Origin of the sequence: Methylocaldum marinum (assembly GCF_003584645.1) — a bacterium.
Taxonomy (GTDB): Bacteria; Pseudomonadota; Gammaproteobacteria; order Methylococcales; family Methylococcaceae; genus Methylocaldum; species Methylocaldum marinum.
The window spans coordinates 935,010-954,571 of record NZ_AP017928.1 but is presented as its reverse complement, the minus strand read 5'-3'; the positions used below and the strand labels follow the sequence as shown (position 1 = coordinate 954,571).

18 protein-coding genes are annotated in these 19,562 nt (G+C 63.0%); 2 read left to right on the top strand and 16 right to left on the bottom strand.

The window, feature by feature from the left end:
- Window positions 1-4: 4 nt before the first annotated feature.
- The 16 genes from hypD to sS8_RS04155 all read right to left on the bottom strand — a co-directional run bounded on the left by hypD (window position 5) and on the right by sS8_RS04155 (window position 15,384).
- Complete coding sequence (hypD, locus tag sS8_RS04230) at window positions 5-1,096, bottom strand: hydrogenase formation protein HypD (protein WP_119628561.1); 1,092 nt, start codon at window positions 1,094-1,096, stop codon at window positions 5-7.
- Entirely contained in the window at window positions 1,083-1,331 is a 249-nt protein-coding gene (locus tag sS8_RS04225; RefSeq protein WP_119628560.1) for a HypC/HybG/HupF family hydrogenase formation chaperone, read from the bottom strand. The genes hypD and sS8_RS04225 overlap by 14 nt, the downstream gene beginning before the upstream one ends.
- Window positions 1,322-3,628: a carbamoyltransferase HypF gene (hypF, locus tag sS8_RS04220; RefSeq protein ID WP_197716682.1), complete on the bottom strand. Its 2,307-nt coding sequence runs from the start codon at window positions 3,626-3,628 to the stop codon at window positions 1,322-1,324. The genes sS8_RS04225 and hypF overlap by 10 nt, the downstream gene beginning before the upstream one ends.
- The gene (gene hypB / locus sS8_RS04215; RefSeq protein ID WP_119628558.1) at window positions 3,625-4,497 is read right to left on the bottom strand and encodes a hydrogenase nickel incorporation protein HypB; all 873 of its coding nucleotides are present in this window, start codon (window positions 4,495-4,497) and stop codon (window positions 3,625-3,627) included. The genes hypF and hypB overlap by 4 nt, the downstream gene beginning before the upstream one ends.
- A 2-nt stretch (window positions 4,498-4,499) precedes the next feature.
- A complete protein-coding gene (hypA, locus tag sS8_RS04210) occupies window positions 4,500-4,841 on the bottom strand; it encodes a hydrogenase maturation nickel metallochaperone HypA (protein WP_119628557.1) in 342 nt (113 codons plus the stop codon).
- Window positions 4,842-5,269: 428 nt separating this feature from the next.
- Window positions 5,270-6,403 carry a DUF3466 family protein gene (locus sS8_RS04205; protein WP_119628556.1) on the bottom strand — a complete coding sequence of 378 codons (1,134 nt, stop codon included), beginning with the start codon at window positions 6,401-6,403 and terminating at the stop codon, window positions 5,270-5,272.
- Between the two features lie 437 nt (window positions 6,404-6,840).
- The gene (locus tag sS8_RS04200) at window positions 6,841-8,028 is read right to left on the bottom strand and encodes a nickel-dependent hydrogenase large subunit (protein ID WP_145986407.1); all 1,188 of its coding nucleotides are present in this window, start codon (window positions 8,026-8,028) and stop codon (window positions 6,841-6,843) included.
- 363 nt (window positions 8,029-8,391) lie between these two features.
- Window positions 8,392-8,568, bottom strand: coding sequence for a rubredoxin (locus sS8_RS04195; protein ID WP_119628554.1), 177 nt, complete (start codon window positions 8,566-8,568; stop codon window positions 8,392-8,394).
- A gap of 2 nt (window positions 8,569-8,570) precedes the next feature.
- Window positions 8,571-9,440 carry a hydrogenase expression/formation protein gene (locus tag sS8_RS04190; protein WP_119628553.1) on the bottom strand — a complete coding sequence of 290 codons (870 nt, stop codon included), beginning with the start codon at window positions 9,438-9,440 and terminating at the stop codon, window positions 8,571-8,573.
- On the bottom strand, window positions 9,419-9,790 hold the full coding sequence (locus sS8_RS04185) for a thioredoxin domain-containing protein (protein ID WP_119628552.1): 372 nt from the start codon (window positions 9,788-9,790) through the stop codon (window positions 9,419-9,421). Before sS8_RS04185 ends, sS8_RS04190 begins: the two co-directional genes overlap by 22 nt.
- Complete coding sequence (locus sS8_RS04180; protein WP_119628551.1) at window positions 9,787-10,089, bottom strand: HypC/HybG/HupF family hydrogenase formation chaperone; 303 nt, start codon at window positions 10,087-10,089, stop codon at window positions 9,787-9,789. The genes sS8_RS04185 and sS8_RS04180 overlap by 4 nt, the downstream gene beginning before the upstream one ends.
- A 1-nt stretch (window position 10,090) precedes the next feature.
- Window positions 10,091-10,693 (bottom strand): HyaD/HybD family hydrogenase maturation endopeptidase, encoded by a 603-nt coding sequence (locus sS8_RS04175; protein WP_119628550.1) that lies wholly within the window; start codon window positions 10,691-10,693, stop codon window positions 10,091-10,093.
- Window positions 10,690-11,376 (bottom strand): Ni/Fe-hydrogenase, b-type cytochrome subunit, encoded by a 687-nt coding sequence (gene cybH / locus sS8_RS04170; protein WP_119628549.1) that lies wholly within the window; start codon window positions 11,374-11,376, stop codon window positions 10,690-10,692. The genes sS8_RS04175 and cybH overlap by 4 nt, the downstream gene beginning before the upstream one ends.
- 10 nt (window positions 11,377-11,386) lie before the next feature.
- Window positions 11,387-11,971: a HupE/UreJ family protein gene (locus sS8_RS04165; protein WP_119628548.1), complete on the bottom strand. Its 585-nt coding sequence runs from the start codon at window positions 11,969-11,971 to the stop codon at window positions 11,387-11,389.
- A 522-nt stretch (window positions 11,972-12,493) separates the two neighbouring features.
- Window positions 12,494-14,287: a nickel-dependent hydrogenase large subunit gene (locus tag sS8_RS04160; RefSeq protein ID WP_119628547.1), complete on the bottom strand. Its 1,794-nt coding sequence runs from the start codon at window positions 14,285-14,287 to the stop codon at window positions 12,494-12,496.
- Window positions 14,284-15,384 carry a hydrogenase small subunit gene (locus sS8_RS04155; protein WP_119628546.1) on the bottom strand — a complete coding sequence of 367 codons (1,101 nt, stop codon included), beginning with the start codon at window positions 15,382-15,384 and terminating at the stop codon, window positions 14,284-14,286. Before sS8_RS04155 ends, sS8_RS04160 begins: the two co-directional genes overlap by 4 nt.
- 313 nt (window positions 15,385-15,697) lie before the next feature.
- On the opposite strand from sS8_RS04155, the gene sS8_RS04150 reads away from it, so the two are divergent.
- Window positions 15,698-16,825, top strand: a complete 1,128-nt coding sequence (locus tag sS8_RS04150; RefSeq protein WP_119628545.1) for a metallophosphoesterase family protein — start codon at window positions 15,698-15,700, stop codon at window positions 16,823-16,825.
- A complete protein-coding gene (locus tag sS8_RS04145) occupies window positions 16,822-19,476 on the top strand; it encodes an AAA family ATPase (protein WP_119628544.1) in 2,655 nt (884 codons plus the stop codon). The genes sS8_RS04150 and sS8_RS04145 overlap by 4 nt, the downstream gene beginning before the upstream one ends.
- Window positions 19,477-19,562 lie beyond the last annotated feature (86 nt).

The following is a 19,562-nucleotide window of genomic DNA, read 5'->3' as shown; positions in this document are numbered from 1 at the left end:
GGCTTCAGGCGGCATCGCGGCGATAGCGGTAATAGGCGGCGCAGGCCCCTTCCGACGACACCATGGTCGCGCCCAGGGGATGTTCGGGCGTGCAGGCCGTGCCGAAGGCAGGGCACTCGAACGGTTTCAGGCGTCCGGTCAGGACATCGCCGCTACGGCACGGACCGGCGCTGGCCGTCCCCGGTGCGGACAACTCGAAACGCCGTACCGCATCGAACTCGGCGAACTCGGGACGCAATCCCAGGCCGCTGTCGGCGATGGCGTCCAGACCGCGCCAGCTCAGCGTGACGGGTTCGAAAACCTGATCCATCAGTGCTTGAGCCGGCCGATTGCCCTCCCGAGTCACCGCGCGTCCGTAGCGGTTTTCCACCTCGGCGCGGCCTTCTTCCAGTTGCTCCACGCAGTTCAGGACGCCGCTCAGGATGTCCAGGGGCTCGAATCCGGTCACCACGATGGGCGCGCGAAAACGGGCGGCTATCGGCTCGTATTCGGTATAGCCCATCACCGCACAGACATGACCCGCCGCCAACAGACCGTTGACCCGGTTGTCCGGCGCAGATAGCAGGGTCTCCACCGCCGGCGGCACCCGGACATGGGCGACCAGCAGCGAAAAGTTCCGGACACCGAAGCGCTGCGCCTGCAACACGGCCATCGCCGTCGTCGGCGCGGTGGTTTCGAAACCCACCGCGAAAAACACCACCTGGCGCTCCGGATTTTCCCGGGCCAGATTCAGCGCATCCAAAGGCGAATAAACCATGCGCACGTCACCGCCGCGGGCCTTGACCGTCAGCAGATCGTGTTGCGAGCCCGGCACCCGCAGCATGTCGCCGAAGGAACAGAAGATGACGTCGGGGCGGGCCGCCAGTTCCAGTGCCTGATCGATGATGGTCTCGGGCGTCACGCAAACCGGACAGCCGGGACCGTGAATCAGGCTCAGCGACGGCGGCAGCAAGCGATCCAGGCCGTGCTTGACGATGGAATGGGTCTGCCCGCCGCAGACTTCCATCAGCGTCCAGGGCCGGGTCTGCCGTCCTGCGATGGCGTCGGCCAGGGCTTTTACCGACGCGGCGTCGCGGTACTCGTCAAGATATTTCATCGGCGATGTCCTCCAATGCGGCAATCTCTTTCAGCACCGCCCGCGCCTCGGCCTCGTCCAGGCGCGAAATCGCGAAGCCGGCATGGACGATGGCATAGTCGCCGACTTCGGCTTCCGGAACGTAGGCCAGGTTCACCACCTTGACCACGCCGCCGAAATCGACCCGACCGGATCGCAGCAAGGGATCGTCGGCCTGTTCGATGGAAAGGATCTGACCGGGTACGGCTAGACACATGTGAGAAGCTCCTCGGAAAATATCGCGGCGGCGATCTGGCCCAGCGCCAGGCCGCCGTCGTTGGGGGGGACCTGCTCCGGCCAGTATACCTGCAAACCGGCAAGGCGCAGCCGATGCGCGCATGCCTCAAGCAGCAGGCGGTTCTGAAAACAGCCGCCGGCCAGAGCGACGGCGGTCATCGATTCGGCAACGGCGACGGCCGTAATGGCAGCCGCAAGGCTGGCATGAAACCGATAGGCCAGGACCGTCGCCGGCACGCCGGCCGCGTGGCCGTCCGACAGCGCCCGGAACAAGGGACGCCAGTCCAGCCGTTTCGGCTCGCCGTCGATCACGGGAATCGGGTAAATCGTCCCGTCGCCCTCCCCGCCTTGCTCCGCAGCGGCCTCCAACGCCATCGCCGCTTGCCCTTCGAAACTGATCTCCCGGCACAGTCCCAAAAGGCTCGCGGCCGCGTCGAACAAGCGCCCCGCGCTGCTGCACTCGGGCGACCGCGTCCCGGTCTGCAGCAGCCGCAATAACGCAGTCAGATCAGCCGGCTCAAACCGCGATTTCAGCGTGGCCGGCAGGTAGTCCGGCGTTTGCTCGCCGTGCAGGGCGTACAACACGCTTAGGGCCGACCGCCGCGGGTCCTTGATCGCGCGTTCGCCCCCGGGCAGGCGCAGCGGCAGCAGGCTGGCGATGCGGCGATGACCGTCCGGAGCGATGTGCAGGAATTCCCCGCCCCACAGCGTGCCGTCTTCGCCCAGTCCCAAGCCGTCCCAGGTCACGGCCAGAAGCGGCGGCTTCAAACTATGCTCGGCCATGCAGGCCAGCGCGTGGGCAAGATGGTGAGGCACGCGCCGCAGCGGCAGGCCGGTGCTTTCCGTCCAACGGGTCGCGGCGTAATCGGGGTGCAGATCGCATGCGACCGACCGAGGCGGACGGCCGAACAAGCGCGGAAGCCGCTCGGCCGTGGCGCGATGCCGGTCCAGGGATTCCGCGGTGTCGAGATCGCCGAGGTGCTGGCTCAGAATCGCACGCCCGCCGTCCGCGTAGGCAACCGTGTTCTTGAGATGCCCTCCGGCGGCCAGGATCGGCGGCGTGTCCCCATCCAGGGCCACCGGGCGCGGCACATAACCTCGGGCGCGCCGCAGCATCAGGGGTTTTCCGTCGGCGATCCGAATCACGGAGTCGTCCAAGGGCTGGCGTATCGGCCGGTCGTGCACCAGGAAACCGTCGGCGATGTCGGCGAGACGCTGCTGGGCTTCGTCGGGCGAGATGCAGATCGGTTCGTTGCCCCGGTTGCCGCTGGTACAAACCAGCGGCGCACCGAAATCCCGCGCCAACAGATGGTGCAAAGGCGAGGCCGGCAGCATTAGCCCCAAGCGGTTCTGCCCCGGTGCAATGGCGGAGGCGATCGAACCGGATGTATCGCGGCGACGCAGTAGCACGATAGGCGCTGCCGATGATGTCAGCCGCCCCGTTTCGGCCTCGGTCACATCGCAAAGCTCGCGTGCCGCCGCGAGGTCAGCCACCAACAAAGCCAACGGCTTGTGGGGCCGGTGTTTGCGCTCGCGCAGACGCTGCACGGATTCTTCCTGCTCGGCATCGACCAGCAATTGAAATCCGCCTACCCCTTGAAGCGCCAATACCTCTCCCTGCCGCAAGCGCTCGACGGCTTGCAACAACGCCTCGTCGCCATGCGCCAGCGTGCGACCGGCGGCGTCCCAGAATGCCAAGGTCGGGCCGCAGTCCGGACAGCACGTGGTCTGGGCATGAAACCGTCGGTCGGAAGTGTCGCGGTATTCCTCAAGGCACTCGGCGCAGAGCGGAAAACCCGCCATGGCGGTGCGTTCGCGGTCGAACGGCAAGGCGTCGAGGATGCTGTAGCGGGGGCCGCAGTGCGTGCAGCTGATGAAGGGATAGCGGAAGCGGCGGTCGCCGGGATCGAACAGTTCCCGAAGGCAGGTCGGGCATGGGGCCAGATCCGGCAGAGCGAACGGGGCTATGGCGCCATCGGCGCGGCTCGCTTCGACCCGGAAACCCTGATCGCCGATAGCGGGAATACTTTGCACGATACAATCGACGATGTCGGCCGGCGGCGGGCATTCGCGCTTCAGGCGGGTTTCGAACGCCGCCAAAGCCGGCGCGTCGCCTTCCGCCTCGATGATGACCCCTTCCGGGCCGTTGGATACCCGGCCGGCCAGGTCCAGCTCCCGCGCCAGGCGGTACACGAAAGGCCGCATGCCCACGCCCTGCACCAGACCGCTCAGCGTCAGCCGCCGGCGCTGCCGTCCGGCCTCGGCGGCAACGCTCAAATCTGCGCCCGAATCGCCGCGGCCTGACGCTCCAGTCCCGCCAGTCGTTCGGCCAACAGCGCCTTGCGGCGTCGTTCCAGCCATCCGTACCACTGGTCCATCCCGTCGCCCGCGGTAGTCGACACCCGGATCGTCTCCACCTCCGGGTTGACCTGCTGCAAATAGCCGAGGCAGCGCTCCAGGTCGAAACGCAGATACGGCAACAGATCGATCTTGTTGATCAGGACCAGATCGGCGCGATGGAACATGTCCGGGTATTTCAGTGGTTTGTCCTCGCCCTCGGTGACCGAGAGAATGACCACGCGGGCCGCTTCGCCCAGATCGAACATGGCCGGACAGACCAGGTTGCCGACATTCTCGATGAACAGGATGCCGTAATCGGCGGGTTTCAGATCCTGCACGCCGTGGCCGACCATATGGGCATCCAGGTGGCAGCCCTTGCCGGTATTGATCTGCAACACCCGAACGCCGGTGGCGCGTATGCGCTCCGCATCGTTCTCGGTCTGCTGGTCGCCTTCGATCACGCTGACGTCGAACCGCTCCTTGAGATCCGCGATGCTGCGCTCGAGCAGCGTGGTCTTGCCGGACCCGGGGCTCGAAAGCAGGTTCACGGCCAGAATGCCGTGGCTTTCGAAGAAGTTTCGGTTGCCGCGGGCATGGGCGTCGTTGCGGCCGAGGATGTCCTGTTCGATGCGAACGATGCGCTCCTGGCTGAGACCGTCAATACTCAGTCCGGCAGCGCCTTGGCCGTGGTGATGATGGTGATGGCCATGGTCATGGCCGTGATCGTGGGTATGCTCATGCTCCGAATCGTGGGCGTGAGCGTGATGGTGCTGATCGGCTTCGCCGCAGCCGCAAACGGTACACATGCTTATTCCACCTCCAAATCGAAAATTCTGAATTCCTCGCCCCCGGTCACTTTCAGGCGATGCCCGCCGCATGCGGGACACGGGTCGTAATAGTGCGCGATTTCCACCGTGCGATCGCACGCAAAACACCAGGCCTGGCCCGGCGTATCGATGAATTCCAGTTCCGCTCCTTCGGCGATCGTGTCCCGGCTCACCGCTTCGAAGCCGAAGCTCAAGGCTGCACGATCGACCCCCGCGAGAGGACCGACCAACAATCTGACCTTGCGCACCCGCGCAAAGTGCTGCTTGCCCGCTTCGGTCTCCAGGATATCGACGATGCCTTGGCAAAGGGAGAGTTCGTGCATAGAGAAGAGAAAACAATAACCTGATGAAGCAAAAAACGAAGCCCTGAAAAAACCTTCGACTTATAGGGAAAAGATTCTACTCGCACAGGGCCGCTTTGACAGCGGCCATCGCTTGAGACAGAGGTTGCTCGTCTTTTTTTCCGGAGCTCGCCCGTCTTATCGAGCGGGGGACATATGTCCAGATTGACGCCGCCCTTCCCTAGGCGGTGCGTTGACGACGGATTAATTCCAAATCGCTTTCAATAAGGCATTCATTTTTGTAGGGTGGGTTAGGCCGCGAGGCCGTAACCCACCGAGCGACCTCGGACCTGTCCTGAGCCAAGTCGAAGGGTCGGTGGGTTACGCGGAGCCTGTCCTGACCTCCGTCGAAGGGCTAACCCACCCTACGATTAATGTTCACTCGAATGCCGAATGGAATAACGCATCAATCAGCTTCGGGCCAAAGCCGAACCCTTCCCGCGGCTCAGGCCGACAAAACCCAGCAGGGCGCTGCCCATCAGCCAGACCGCGGCGGGGAGTGGGACTGGTACGGGGGTAAGCAGGAGGGCATGGGTCTGACCGTTGATCCTGCCGTCGGCCGCGATTTGGCCGGCATCGTTAATCGCGTTTGCATCGGTAAGTGTCCAGACGGCGGCGTCCGTCGGGTCGAGCAGCGCGTTGAGATCGGTCATCACGCCGTTCACCGTGACGAAAGCATGCCACTCGCGGCCGGCAGTCTCAGATCTTCCCACCACTTGTCCGGCATCGTTGATACCGTAGGCGTAGCTATGATTCCCGCCGAGCGTCCCAAGATCGGTCATCACGCCGTTCACCGTCACGAAAGCATGGGGCCTTTCGTCAACAGTGTTGGACCATCCCACCACTTGTCCGGCATCGTTGATGTCCAAGGCTATGCTATCGTCCCCACCGAGCGTGCCGAGATCGGTCATCACACCGTTCACCGTGACGAAAGCATGCCTGTCGCCGCTGGCGGTCCTGGAGTCTCCCACCACCTGCCCGGCATTGTTGATGCCGTAGGCCCAGCTATCGTCCCCGCCGAGCGTGCCGAGATCGGTCATGACGCCGTTCACCGTGACGAAAGCATGCGCCGCGCCGCTGGGCGTATAGGATCCTCCCGCCACCTGTCCGGCATCGTTGATGTCGTGGGCGCTGCTAATGTGCCCGCCGAACGTGCCGAGATCGGTCATCGCGCCGTTCACCGTCACGAAAGCATGATACTCGGGCTCGCCGCTGGCAGTGTAGGACGAGCCCACCACCTGTCCGGCATCGTTGATGCCGAAGGGCTCGGTAGAGACCCCGCCGAGCGTCCCGAGATCGGTCATCGCGCCGTTCACCGTGACGAAACCACGTCCGTTGGTAGTCTTGGAGTATCCCACCACTTGTCCGGCATTGTTGATGTCGTAGGCAAAGCTAGGGCTCCCGCCCAGATCGGTAATCGAGTAACGAACTGCCGCGTGAGCGTTGGAAGCGAGCCCCATCGCGGCGAGAAGAGTCAGCGCCTGGAAGGACGGTCTTGCGGACCGGGACCGGATTGTTTCGATCGAACGTTTTTGTGTTTGCATGATTGCGAAGACTCCCTATTGCAAAGATGCCGCGAAAGCGGCGGACGAACGCCGAAGAATTCCGGGTGATGTTTCCCGGCGGCGTGGACGAGCGCGCCCCGCCGTAATCCCGAGACCGTCGCCGAGCTTACAGACCACCCGCGACAGTGCCGTAACATAGCGGATCAAAACGGTAACGGCAAGATGCGCGCCAAGTAGGGCTGCACCGTTCACCCCAAAAACCGCAGTCGAATCGCCGAAATGCCCGCAATGCCATGTCAGCCGCCGCATTCTCTACCGAATCCTTCGGCCGACATGGGACGAACGGCCATTGATCTCCGTAGTTCAGGGCGAGCAGGTCGGACGCTGTTCTCGACCGGCCGAAGGATCGAGCCCGGGCAACGTCGAAAGGCGCGATCGACACGCTCAGGTTCAAGGTTTCCTTCGAGCGGATTCGGTCACCCCTCCGCGGACGGCGTGGGGCGCTCGGCCCGTTCCAGAATCAATCGATAATCGACGCAAGGGTCGACGACATGCAGAAAAGCATCGATCCGAGCCCTGGCCGATTCCCCATCGCCGACCGTGGCCCCCAGTAGCGCCCGGTGCACCAGTCCGCTCGGATGAAAATTCCACTCCGTGGGCGACAGGATGCGATAGTCGCGGACCAGACCGCCGGCGACCTCGACGCGGTGCATCAGCCGGCCGCGCGCCGCTTCCGTCTGGGCCACGCCGGTGCCGTGGCTAGGTAGCGGCGACGGATTGGCGCCGATCGGACCGAGATGTTCGATTTCCAGGATCAGCGACCTCGCCAGGACTTTCAATTCGACGATCCTCGCCAGCATGCGGGTGAACAATCCGTTCCCGTAAATCTTGGAAGCCTCCCGTACCAGCCGATCGGAACTTTGGCGGGCCGGGCAGCCGGTCTCGCGCGGCTCACCGGCCCATTCGGGGGAGTCGGGTTTCACGCGCGCCGGTCCCGGCCCCAATGCGGCTTCCAGCATCGCATCTCTGAACATCGGAAGCCCTTTCACGGAACAGCGGCCGAAATCGGGCCAGCCGGGCTGTAATGCGCGTCGCATCCATGCCGCTGCCGCACAGGTATCGTGCTCCAGCCAATCCCGGACCGCCTCCAGGTCTGGCTGCGGCATAGGCCACAGGCCGCCCAGCAAATGACTCACCAGAGTCTCGAGTTCGGTCGCCCCGGCACGTAATTCAGCGGCATCCGGTTCGAAAGGCGCTGTCGGCCAGTGCACGGCATCGCCTCCGAGTGCCGCGATCAGACGCCGACACAGGGCGATCAGACGGGGTGGCCAAGGGGAGATCCGCCCATCGGATGACAGCAGCAGATTCAGACTCAATTCGCGGATCCGTTCCACATTCGCCTGCGAGTCCCGCAGCCGCGCCAGATTCGGCGATACGGAAATACCAAGCGCCCGTTCCAGTGCCGTCGCCGCGGCATTGACGTGTGCCTTCGGGCAGAGGGAAAACAGTCGCCCGAACAGCGCGGGCACCGCGTCGGGCGGTTTGCCCAGCGCCAGGCGCTCGACCGGAAGGAGCGGCCTCGGCGTGATGTTCACGGACACGATCGTGTCGGAGGAGATGCCGCAGCGAATCAGCAGTTCCGCGGTGCCGACGGTAGCGCTCAACGGTTGTCCCGGCACGAGGCCACGGCTGGGTTTTGGTCAAGTGTCCAAAACATGAGAGCGCTTGTGTGTTGGCGGATACGCGATGCTTTGCCCATTGTTACGGCCCGGTGAGAAAAGAAAACTAAGGCAGGACTTACGCATTTCGTCCCTTCTCCCTCCGGGAGAAGGTCGCGATGAGGGGATCAAAAAGGAAGTTCCTTCATTTCATTCCCCTCACCCTAACCCTCTCCCAGACGGAGAGGGAACCGAAAGCACTTCTGCGTAAGTCCTGTAAGTATCATTCGAATCGCCCTCACCCCAACCCTCTCCCAGAGGGAGAGGGAGCTCTTGCGGCTTTACGTTTTTGACCATTTGTAAAATCCGCTACTCCTCCGAACACGGAAGAAAGCCGGATTTCATACCTTCGCAACGGGGACAGCACCAGTTTTCCGGGAGTTCCGAGAAGGCGGTGCCGGGCTGTATCTGCGCCTGCTCGTCGCCTTCCTCGGGATCGTAGACGTACCAGCAGACGCGGCATTCGAAACGCGCTGTGTCGCTCATGATCAGCTTTCCCTCAGCATCGTCAGCAGTTCATCGATCCGCTGCAGCGAGTCCTCGAAGTCCTCCCGGGCAGCTTGCGCCGCCTGCGGAATCCGCGTGATCTCCAGGGTATTCAGGATCATTTGGTCGCTGGCATTGAAATACTGTACCCACCATACATTGGGCAGGCCGGTCAGACGGATGCGGCAGTCGCCGTAACCCTTGGACAATATGGACACGCCGGCCAGGCCCAGCGCTTCCACCAGATAAGCCAGGTCATGTTCCGTCATGGGCAGCAAGGACAGGTTCAGCACCTCTCTCCGCCCCTCTTCGAAAGCGTCGGATTTTGCGAACACTTCGGCCAGCAGCGAAGGTGCGTTCATGAGACCGTCCGGCAAGGAGCGGGGCCGATCGACAGCGGCATTCCATGTCCCGGCATCGCGCAAGACCGACGGAACCGGGCCGACTTCGAGATAGTCCCGCACCGTCCCGCCGGCCCGGAATTCGCGTAGCCGCCAAATCCCGATGAACACGGACTCGCGGATCGCCCAGCGGACATCGTCGGTATCGATCAAGGCGCTGACTTCGCCGTTGCCGAGCACTTGATCGAGGAAGCGCCGGGTTTCCTCGTCGTATGAATCGAGCGCCATGCGGTCGGAGTCGAGATCGTTCAAGCGGGCCGACAAGGACTCGGATAATCGGCGCAAGGCGGCGATACCGGCGCGAGTGGCCGGTATCTCCCCCGGCATGGGCATCGTGAAGCTCTGCATGCCTTGCGGCATGGCCAGATAGCCGCATTCGGGATCGTCGTGAGGGGTGACCGGCGCGGCGTTTTCGGTCGCCACCGGGCTGTGCTGCACGAGCATGTGGGTTAAGCTTTCGGTTCCAGCCATTGCTGTATCTGACTATGGTAATCGGCCCAGGCTTGTATGCGCGCCATGATCTTGGATACCTGTCCCTCATCCAGGAATACCAGCGCCGGAAAGACCGCGACGCCATAGTCCCGGGCCGTTGCGACCACGGCTTCGGGTTTCAGGACCGCCGCCCGCAAGGACGGAAACGCCCGCAGCAGCTCGGGGAGAACCACGGCGAGATCGGTATTCTCCGGATGGGCCTTGGGATCGGTAAAGAAACCGACCAGGCATTGCGGATGCCGCGCGGCAAATTCGGCCAGGCCCTCCCTATCCACGGCGGTAACCGACGGATTTCGCACGAGCCGATCGAAGATGTTGGAAAGACTCATGTGGATTCCCGCAAAAACTCGGGGAGCTGCGGCTCGCGATCCACCAGGTCGGCGAAGGCCGCGGCGGGATCGTAAACCCCGTTCATGGCATCCCGGAGCCCAGACAAGGCCGCCTGAATCTGTTCGGCTCGCTCAACCTCGAGAACCTCGCGGGCGGCGCCCAGGAATACCAGCACCCAAGTGCCTTCCGGCTGCGCTCCGACCAGGCGCATGTCGACCATGGCTTCTCCATCGGCGCCCTGGCACCAGGCCTGGAACGGCTCCGCTCGAACCACCTGCATGGGAATGCCTATACACATTTCAATCGCCCCGCAAGGCCAGAAAGCGTTCGTCGCCGACTCGGCAGGCCTCCCCTGCCGAAGGACGCTGCGATTCGTATGCCTTTATTTCCAGGGGATCGGGTTCCATCCCACCCTGCGTTCGCTTCTCGGCGGCGACGTCCAGCTCGGCAAGATAAGCCAGGATACGCGCCATTGCCGGTTCCAGCATGGCCTTGACCGTGTCGCTCAGGCTTCCGCCGTAATCCTCGAGAATGCAGGGTTGAACGCCCACCAGGTATATATGCCGGGGCGAATGGCCGAGCAGTTCGCTCAGAGCCAGCACTTCCTGGAAGGAAACCTGGTGCAGGCTCATCTTCTTTGCCCCCAGATAAGCCGGCACCTCTGCGTCGCGCAATTCCAGCAGCGTTCCCGGATCGCATTTGAAATCCACGGCATCGGCGATGATCAGGGTGTCGGCCTCCTGCACGTAGGGCAGCAAGGCCAATCCCTGAGTGCCGCCGTCCATCAGCCGTACCGATTCGGGAAAGTCGTAGCCCTGTTGCAAAGCCTGCACGACGCGCACCCCGAAGCCCTCGTCGGCCCACAGCAGGTTGCCTATGCCGAGAATCAGAATCCGGTTCATGGCCTATCGTCCCGGAAGCTGCGCCAGCCGTCGATCATGGTCGTCGCTACCGACTGCCGCGACATCCGATGTTCGCGGACGACGACGTAGACGTGGATCATGGTGAACACGACCAGGTACCACATGCCCACATGATGCCAGGTATGTACATCCTGACTCTGGCCGAACAGCGGAATCACCCAGCCGAACCAGCGGCTGGCCCAGCTCCCCTGCCCCAGGCCTTCACCGTACAGCGCGAAACCGGTCACGATCATGAACAGCGCGCCCAGCACGTAGAACAGGAACATGGCCATATTGGCAAGGGGGTTATGGCCGGCGTGTTTGCGCGGCTCCCGTACCAGGAACAGATACCATTTGATTTCATGCCACAGGCCGTCCCACCAGTCGGCGCGATGCACCGCGGGCAGGAACAGTTCGCGCGCGTACTGATTGCCGACCAGCGCCCAATAGACGCGGCCGATGAAACCGACGGCCAGCACGTAGCCGGCGGCGAAGTGGGTGAAGCGCACATAGCCCATCAGATAGTGCTCGCTGGCTTCACCGCCCCGGACACTCCATGGCGAAGCGATCAAGTAACCGGTAACGGCGAGCACGACCAGGGCGAGCGCGTTTACCCAGTGCCACAGGCGCACCGGCCGTTCGTAGACATAAACCGGGTTTTGCACCGAATCGATAGCGGACATGGCAGCCCTCTCACCAAGCCTGAACGAGCAACAAGACGCCGAACATGCCGACGGCTCCGCCGGCGACGCGATAGAGGCCGGGAACTCGAAGCAGGCAACGACCCAGCACGATCCCGAGGAAATGCAGCAAGCCCGTGGCGATCACGAATCCGGCCGCATAAGCCGAGAACGCGGCGCCTTGAGCCATTTCGAGGCCATGGGCATAGCCATGAGCGACGGCGAACAGGCCGACGATTACGGCCGCGAGCGCTCCCGAAAGCCGAACCTTACCCAAGACAAACAGCCCCAGGGCCAGAACCGATGCGGCAATGGCAGGCTCCGCCCCGGCGATCTCCACGCCGAATGCCGCGAGCGCGCCGCCCAGCATCATGGCGACCATGAACGCCGCCGGCAATCGCCACAACCGCCCCGCCTCGACGGTCACCAGCGCGGCCCACACGCCCACGCACACCATCGCCGCAAGGTGATCGGCGCCGGTCAAGGGATGAGCGAAACCGCTAGCGAATCCTTCCACCGGGTGAAAACCGGTATGCGCGACGGACTGGCCGGCACAGAGGAACTGTATCAGCAAAAGAATTACGTATTTAAGACGCATGAGTTTGCCCAATGTATGAGGTTTTCTATCTTGTCCTGTATGGCGCGCCCGAGCATCGCCGTCTTGAGCCGGAATAGCCCGAAGGGCGCGCGATGGATCGCGCGCGGCGACAGAGGCATCGGGAAGTGCCTTCTGTCGCCCCCGGCTCAAGACGGCGACGCGCAGGATCAGCGCGCCATCCGGGTGTCGTTTCTTCAGTAAGCTCTGAATAAGCCCTCTCCCGCTGGGAGAGGGTGGGGTGATGGCCTGTTAGGTCAATCCGTTGCACAGGTCGCTTCTCCCAATTGGAGACTTCATCAGAGCTTCCTTAACGTACTGTGTGTAAAGAAAGTAAAGCCCTGTTCGAACCGCCCTCACCCCAACCCTCTCCCAGAGGGAGAGGGAGCTCTTGCGGCTTTACTTTCTTGACCATTCGTAAGCTCCTCAAACCGCCCTCACCCCTGCCCTCTCCCAAAGGGAGAGGGAGCCTTGCGGCTTTCCTTGCCGACTCTTCCGGACCCGAAACAAAAAACGAAATGTGTTCTAGCGAACACGGATTCGGGTCAATTCCTGCCCGTCCCGGTCCATGACATGGGTCGAACAAGCAAGACAAGGATCGAAACTGTGCAGGGTGCGCAGGATCTCCAAAGGTTCTTCCGCTTTTTCGACCCGGGTGTTCATCAACGCGGCCTCGAACGCGCCGATGTTGCCGGTCGGATCGCGCGGGGAACCGTTCCAAGTGGTCGGCACGATGCACTGATAATTTTCGATCTTGCCGTCCTTGACTTTCACCCAATGTCCCAAGGCCCCGCGCGGCGCCTCGGTGGTGCCGACACCACGGGCCTCTGCGGGCCAGGTTTTCGGCTCCCATTTGGCAACGTTGGCGGTGCTCAAGTCGCCGGCCTTGATGTTGCCGATCAGCTTGTCCTGGAAATGCCGCATCAGGCGGGCGCAATACTGAGCTTCCAAGGCTCTGGCCGCGGTACGGCCCAAGGTGGAAAACAGCGCATCCAAGGGCAACCCGAGATCGCGCAACAACTTGTCGACCGGCTCCTTGATCTCCGGCATCCCTTTCGCGTAGCCGACGATGTAGCGCGCCAAAGGACCGACTTCCATGGCATGGCCGCGCCAGCGCGGTGCCTTGATCCAGGAGTATTTGGCGCTCTCGTCCAGGTTTTCGATGTTGGTGCGGGTACCTTTGGTCCTGCGGCCGAGCACGAAGTTCGGCTCGGTCACGCCGTCGAAGGGATGCAGACCGATTTCGTCATCCGGATAGCGATACCAGGAATGCGTCACGTACTCCTGTATCTGGCTCGGATCTCTGAGATCGACTTCGTGGATTTCCTTCAGATTGCCGTTGATGATGGCTCCGCGCGGCAAACGGAGATTATCGGCGGATGGATCGTTGGCCTTTTCCGGGATATCGCCATAGGCCAGCACATTCGTGGACGACAGGCCGCCGCCGTAGAGCCAATCCTTGTAGAAAGACGCGATGGCCTGCAAGTCCGGCAGATAAACCTGCTCGATGAACTCGATGGTTTGATCGATGATGGAGGAAACCAGGTTCAGGCGTTCCATGTTGATCGCCCCCACCGCTCCGACGCCGTCCACGTTGATCGCGCACGGCACGCCGCCCACCAGCCAGTTCGGATGCGGGTTCTTGCCGCCGTAGACGGTGTGGATCTTGACCAGCTCCTTCTGGAAATCCAGCGCCTCCAGGTAATGGGCGACGGCCATCAGATTGGCTTCCGGCGGCAGCTTGTAGGCCGGATTGCCCCAATAGCCGTTGGCGAACGGTCCGAGCTGACCGCTCTCGACGAACTTCTTGAGGCGCGTCGCGATATCGTGGAAATAGCCCGGCGAGGACTTCGGCCACGGCGAAATGCTCTGCGCGAGGTCCGAGGTTGCCTTCGGGTCGGCTTTCAGCGCGCTGATCACGTCCACCCAGTCGAGCGCGTGCAAATGGTAGAAATGCACCAGATGGTCATGGGCCTGCAGGGTCAGCTGCATGATGTTGCGGATCGAGTTGGCGTTCTCAGGGATTGTGATGCCCAGGGCGTCCTCGACCGCGCGCACCGACGTCAGCGCATGGGTGCCGGTGCAGACGCCGCAGATCCGCTCGGTGAAAGCCCAGGCATCGCGTGGGTCCCGGCCCTTCAGAATCACTTCCAGGCCGCGCCACATGGTGCCGCTGGACACCGCGTTGCGAATTACGTTGCTTTCATCCAGATTGACCTCGCAGCGCATATGGCCTTCGATGCGGGTAACCGGATCGACGACGATGCGCTTGCCGCTGTCGTCGAGCTTGAAGCCGTTCGGCGTTTGGGTAACCGTCATACTTGTTCTCGCTCGTTCTTATCTTTTTCGGACTCTTTGCCTTTGGCATGCTTGCCGGCGGAGATGGCGGCATGACCCGCAATCGCGGTACCGACCGCCCCGGCGGCGATCAGTCCGACGGTGTCGGCATTCGACTCGATGCCGAAGGCGTTCAAACCGGTCACGCGGTCGTAGAACGGTCCCTTGTCCCAGAAGCCGTCCTCGGAACAGCCGATACAGCCGTGGCCCGACTGGATCGGGAACGACACGCCGCCGTTCCAGCGCACCGTGGAGCAGGCGTTGTACGTGGTCGGCCCCTTGCAGCCCATCTTGTACAGGCAGTAACCCTTGCGCGCGGCCTCGTCGTCCCAGGTCTCGACGAACTGTCCGGCGTCGAAGTGCGGGCGGCGGTAGCATTTGTCGTGGATGCGCTGGCCGTAGAACATCTTGGGACGTCCCTGGGCATCCAGGTCGGGAAGTTTGTCGAAGGTCAACATGTAGGTGACGACGGCGGTCATCACCTCGGCGATGGGGGGACAGCCCGGAACCTTGATCACGGGTTTGTCGGTGATGACCTTGTGTACCGGGGTGGCTTGGGTGGGGTTGGGTTTCGCGGCCTGGACGCAGCCCCAGGAAGCGCAAGAGCCCCAGGCGATCACCGCCAGACAATCCTTGGCGGCGTAGCGCAGCTGTTCCACGAAGGGCTTGCCGCCGATGATGCAGAACATGCCGTCCTCGTTCAGCGGCGGATTGCCCTCCACCGCGAGGATATAACGCCCCTTGTATTTCTTGATGGTCTCTTCGAGGATCGCCTCCGCCTGATGGCCGGCCGACACCATCAGCGTGTCGTCATAGTCCAGAGACAGCATCGACAGCACCACGTCCTTGGCCAGCGGGTGCGCCGAACGGATGAAGGATTCGGAACAGCAGGTGCATTCCAGGCCATGGATCCACAGAACCGGCGTACGCGGCTTGTTTTCCATGGCATGGACGATTTGGCCGACGAACTGCGGTCCCAGGGCCAGCGCCGATGCAGTCAGTCCGCAGTATTTCAAAAAACTGCGTCGACTGATGCCCTGCCGGCGCATGACATCGTAAAAACTTTCGGTATTTACCATCCACTCCCCCTCATGTTTTTGTTCGTGTGGATCGACGGATTGCGGGATCGAGCAGCCGGAATCAGTCTCTGGCACGGGATTGAAACACCTCTCGGGCATTTCGCGGGCATGGCTCCGGCACCGTTGACGCACAGTATGATGCGGCTATTCCCGCGAATGTCCGCGTCCTCCTCCGCCGGCCGTTGTAAGTCCGGCCTGACAATTCCATGCGTTTTTTGCGGTTTTTACTGAAGATAACCGAGCTTGTCAATCGGTTATTCGCGATAAACTAAGGACCGATTGTCAATGGTCCCTTACAAGAGGAGGCGCCTGTTTGACCAAGCTACTGCACACCGCCGACTGGCAGATCGGCAAGTTGTTCGGACAATTCGAGCCGGACGACGCCGCTCTGCTCTCCGAAGCTCGATTCAAGACGGTCGAAAAGCTCGCGAACATTGCGCGCGAGAACCGAGTCGACCTCGTATTGGTCGCGGGGGATGTGTTCGACGCGCAGGGCGTCGCCGACAAGACCATCCATCGCCTGTTCAATGCGATGGCGGGTTTCGAAGGACCCTGGGTTTTACTGCCGGGGAACCACGATGCCGCGCTGGCCGAGTCCGTCTGGACCCGCGCGGCCAGGCTCAGGGCCATACCCGCCCATGTCACCGTCTGCCTGCAGCCGGAACTCTTGCTGCTCGAACCGCTCGGCATCGCCGTGCTGCCCGCGCCGCTGACCCAGCGCCATACCCATACCGACCTCACCGAATGGTTCGTCTCGGCCGAAACGCCTACCGGCATGCGGCGGATCGGGCTGGCCCACGGCAGCGTGCAGGGCATATTGGCGGAAGATATCGATTCGCCCAATCCGATTGCGGCCGGGCGTGCCGAACAAGCGCGCCTCGATTACCTCGCGCTCGGCGATTGGCACGGCACGAAACGGATCGATGCGCATACCTGGTATAGCGGCACGCCGGAAACCGATCGCTTCAGGGCCAACGAATCCGGCCAGGCTCTATTGGTTGAAATGTCCGAATCGGGCGCTCCCCCGACGGTCACACCGGTCGCGACCGGACAATACCGGTGGCAATCGGAAACGCTGTTGCTCCGGATAGCCAGCGACGTCGAGCTGGCCTTGCAGCGGATTTCGGCTTACGGACCGGTGGATGTCGTGCAGCTCGAATTTTCCGGACAAATCGATCTGGGCGGCTACCGTCGCCTCGGCGAGGCCGTCGAGCAAGCCCGCGGCAAAGCCCGGAGCCTGCTGGCCGATCTATCCGAGCTGCGTCTCGAACCCACCATGGAAGACATCGATTCCTTGAAAGCCGACGGCTATCTGGGCGAAGTCATCGGCGAACTTCGCGCCAGCCAGGACGGCCCGGATGCCGAAGTGGCCCGCGAAGCGCTTGTCCTCTTGGCGGGCATCCTCGATTCGCAGCACGCGAAAGCCGGAGGTTCGCCGTGAGGCTTTCCCGCGTCCGTATCGAACAGTTCAAGAAATTCCGGCAGCCGATCGAGATCAGGGATCTCGAACCGGGAATCAATCTCTTCACCGGTCCGAACGAAACGGGCAAAAGCACGATCGTCTCGGCCATCCGCGCCGCGTTCTTCGAGCGGCATCGCTCCGGCAGCGTCGAGGATCTGCGCCCCTGGGGCGATGCCTCGGCCTCGCCCACCGTCGAACTGGAGTTCTCGATCGGCGATAAACATTTCCGGCTGGTCAAGAGATTTCTCGGAAAAAAGCGCTGCGAACTCCAAATCGGCGCGCAGCGCCTGGACAGTACGGACGCCGAAGACCATCTCGCCGAGCTCCTGGGCTTCAAATACGCCGGCCGCGGCGCGAGCGGCTCCGAGCACTGGGGCATCCCGGGCCTGTTGTGGATTCAGCAGGGTTCCGCGCACGATCTTCGCGATTCGGTATTGAACGCCACCGACCATTTGCGGATCGCGCTGAACGTATCGCTCGGCGAGGTTGCCAGCAGCGGCGGCGATTCGGTACTGGCCACCGTCGAATCCGCGCGCAACGAGTTGCTGACCCCGGCGGCGGGCAAGCCGCGCGGAGCCTATGCCGAAGCGATGGATCAGGAAACTGCGCTTGCGAAATCCATTACGGAACTCGATTCCGAAATCGCCGCGTACCGCCAGAAGGTCGATACTCTCGCCTCCTTGCGCCGCGAACACGCCGCCGACGAAGCCGAAAAGCCCTGGGTGAGCTTTCGCGAACAGGAACGGGCAGCGGCCGAAAAACTGAACGCCATCAAAAAAGTCGAAGAATCCCTGGCGGCCGAGAAACTGCGCGCAACCCAGACGGAAGCACGGATCAAGCTGCTGCACGGCCAACTGGAAACCTTCGCTCGCCAGGAGAAAGAGTTCGAAACCCGTACGGCGGAACTGGAATCCATCCGGCAAAGACTGGAAGGAGCAAGCGCACTCGTCGAGGACTGGCAGTCGAAGCGCGGGGAAGCGGAACAACGCCACGAAGCCGCCCGCGAGACACTGCGCCTTGCCCGCCAGGCGGATACCCGGCTCAGCCTGACGCGGGCGCTTGACGGCGGCCGGCTGAAGCTGAAAAACGCCGCCGAGGCACTCGCAAGAGCCGAGACGGAGCAGGCCGCCCTGGTCGAGTTGAAACGGCAAGCCGCCGTCACCGAGATCAAGCTTAAGGATCTCGAGCAGCTGCGCGAGCAGCAGCGGCAGATTCGGGAAACGCAAATCCGGCTCGAAACGGCTGCGACACGGCTGCGCTTCATGCTCGACCAGGGTCGAACCATCGGTATCGGCGACGAACCGATCGCCGGCACCGGCGAGAGACTGCTGCTCGAAACGACCCGCCTCACGCTGCCGGGCCTCGGGCAACTCGAAATCTCACCCGGCGGCGCGGACCTGTCCCAGCTTCGCGCTGAAGCCAAGGACCTCGCCGACAGACACGATACCCTGCTGCAGCGGATCGGCTTGCCTTCGCTGGAAGCCGCCGAAGACCGCCACCAGACCCATGCACGTCAGCTTGCCGACATCAAAACGGCGGAAGCGACGCTGAAAGCGCTCGCCCCAAAGGGCATCGAGCCGCTGCGGACCGAACTGGCCGTCCAGCAAGCCCGCGTCCAGGAAATCGAACAAGCCCTGAGCCAGCTTCCGCCCGAGACCGGGCACGCAGGGGCGCTCCCCGCCGCCGCCGAGGCGGAGGCCGCCGAGGAAGTCGCCCGGCAATCGCTCGCGCGGATCAATGACAGCCTGCAAGACGCACGGCTCGCCGCCGGCAAAGCGCAGACCGCGTTCGAAACCGCGACACGGGAACTCGCCGCCGCACGTGCCGTAGTCGACGATCCGCAGCGGCCCGAACGCGTTGCCGCGGCGAACCGGGACCTGGTCGACGCCCGTGCCGAGCAATCCGCCCTGGCCGCCACTATCGAGGCGCTGACCCGGCAATTGGCCGAAGCGCGACCCGATATTCTGAAACAGGACGTCGAGCGGTTCCGCCTCAGCGCCGAGCAACTCGAAAAGCGCTTCAACGTGCGCCGCGACCAGCTGATGAGCCTGCAAGTCGAGCTACAGACGGCCGGTGCCCAAGGGCTGGAAGAGCGCCGTGCGGAACTCGCCCGCGACCACGCGCAGATCCAGCGCAGAGTCCAGGAACTGCGCCGCCGCGCCGACGCGCTGGACCACCTGCTGAAACTGATGCGCGACAAGCGCCGCGCCTTGACCCAAAGACTTCAGGCGCCGTTGCAAAAACACCTCAACCGCTATCTCCAGCTCCTGTTCCCCGGCGCCTGCCTCGACATCGACGAAAACCTGTCCCCCGGCTCGCTGACGCGCATCGGATCGAACGGATCGGAACCGGGCGAATTCGAGCACTTGAGCTTCGGCGCCCGCGAACAGATGGGCATCATCAGCCGGCTCGCCTACGCGGGCCTCTTGCGCGACGCCGGCCGCCCCACCCTCCTCATCCTCGACGACGCCCTCGTCCACAGCGACGAGGAGCGGCTGGCGCAAATGAAACGCGTGCTGTTCGACGCCGCGACGCGGCATCAGATTCTGCTATTCACCTGCCATCCGGCGAAGTGGCGGGACTTGGGGGTTGGGGCAAGATCGGTGGAGGGGTTTCGGGCGGAGGCGTAGATTTTCAGGTTTCATCCAAGGCAGTAGAGTAGATTTTGCGTACCCCGCCGTTCTGCGAAGTGTGGCGCATTGTGGCCGAAGGGTTG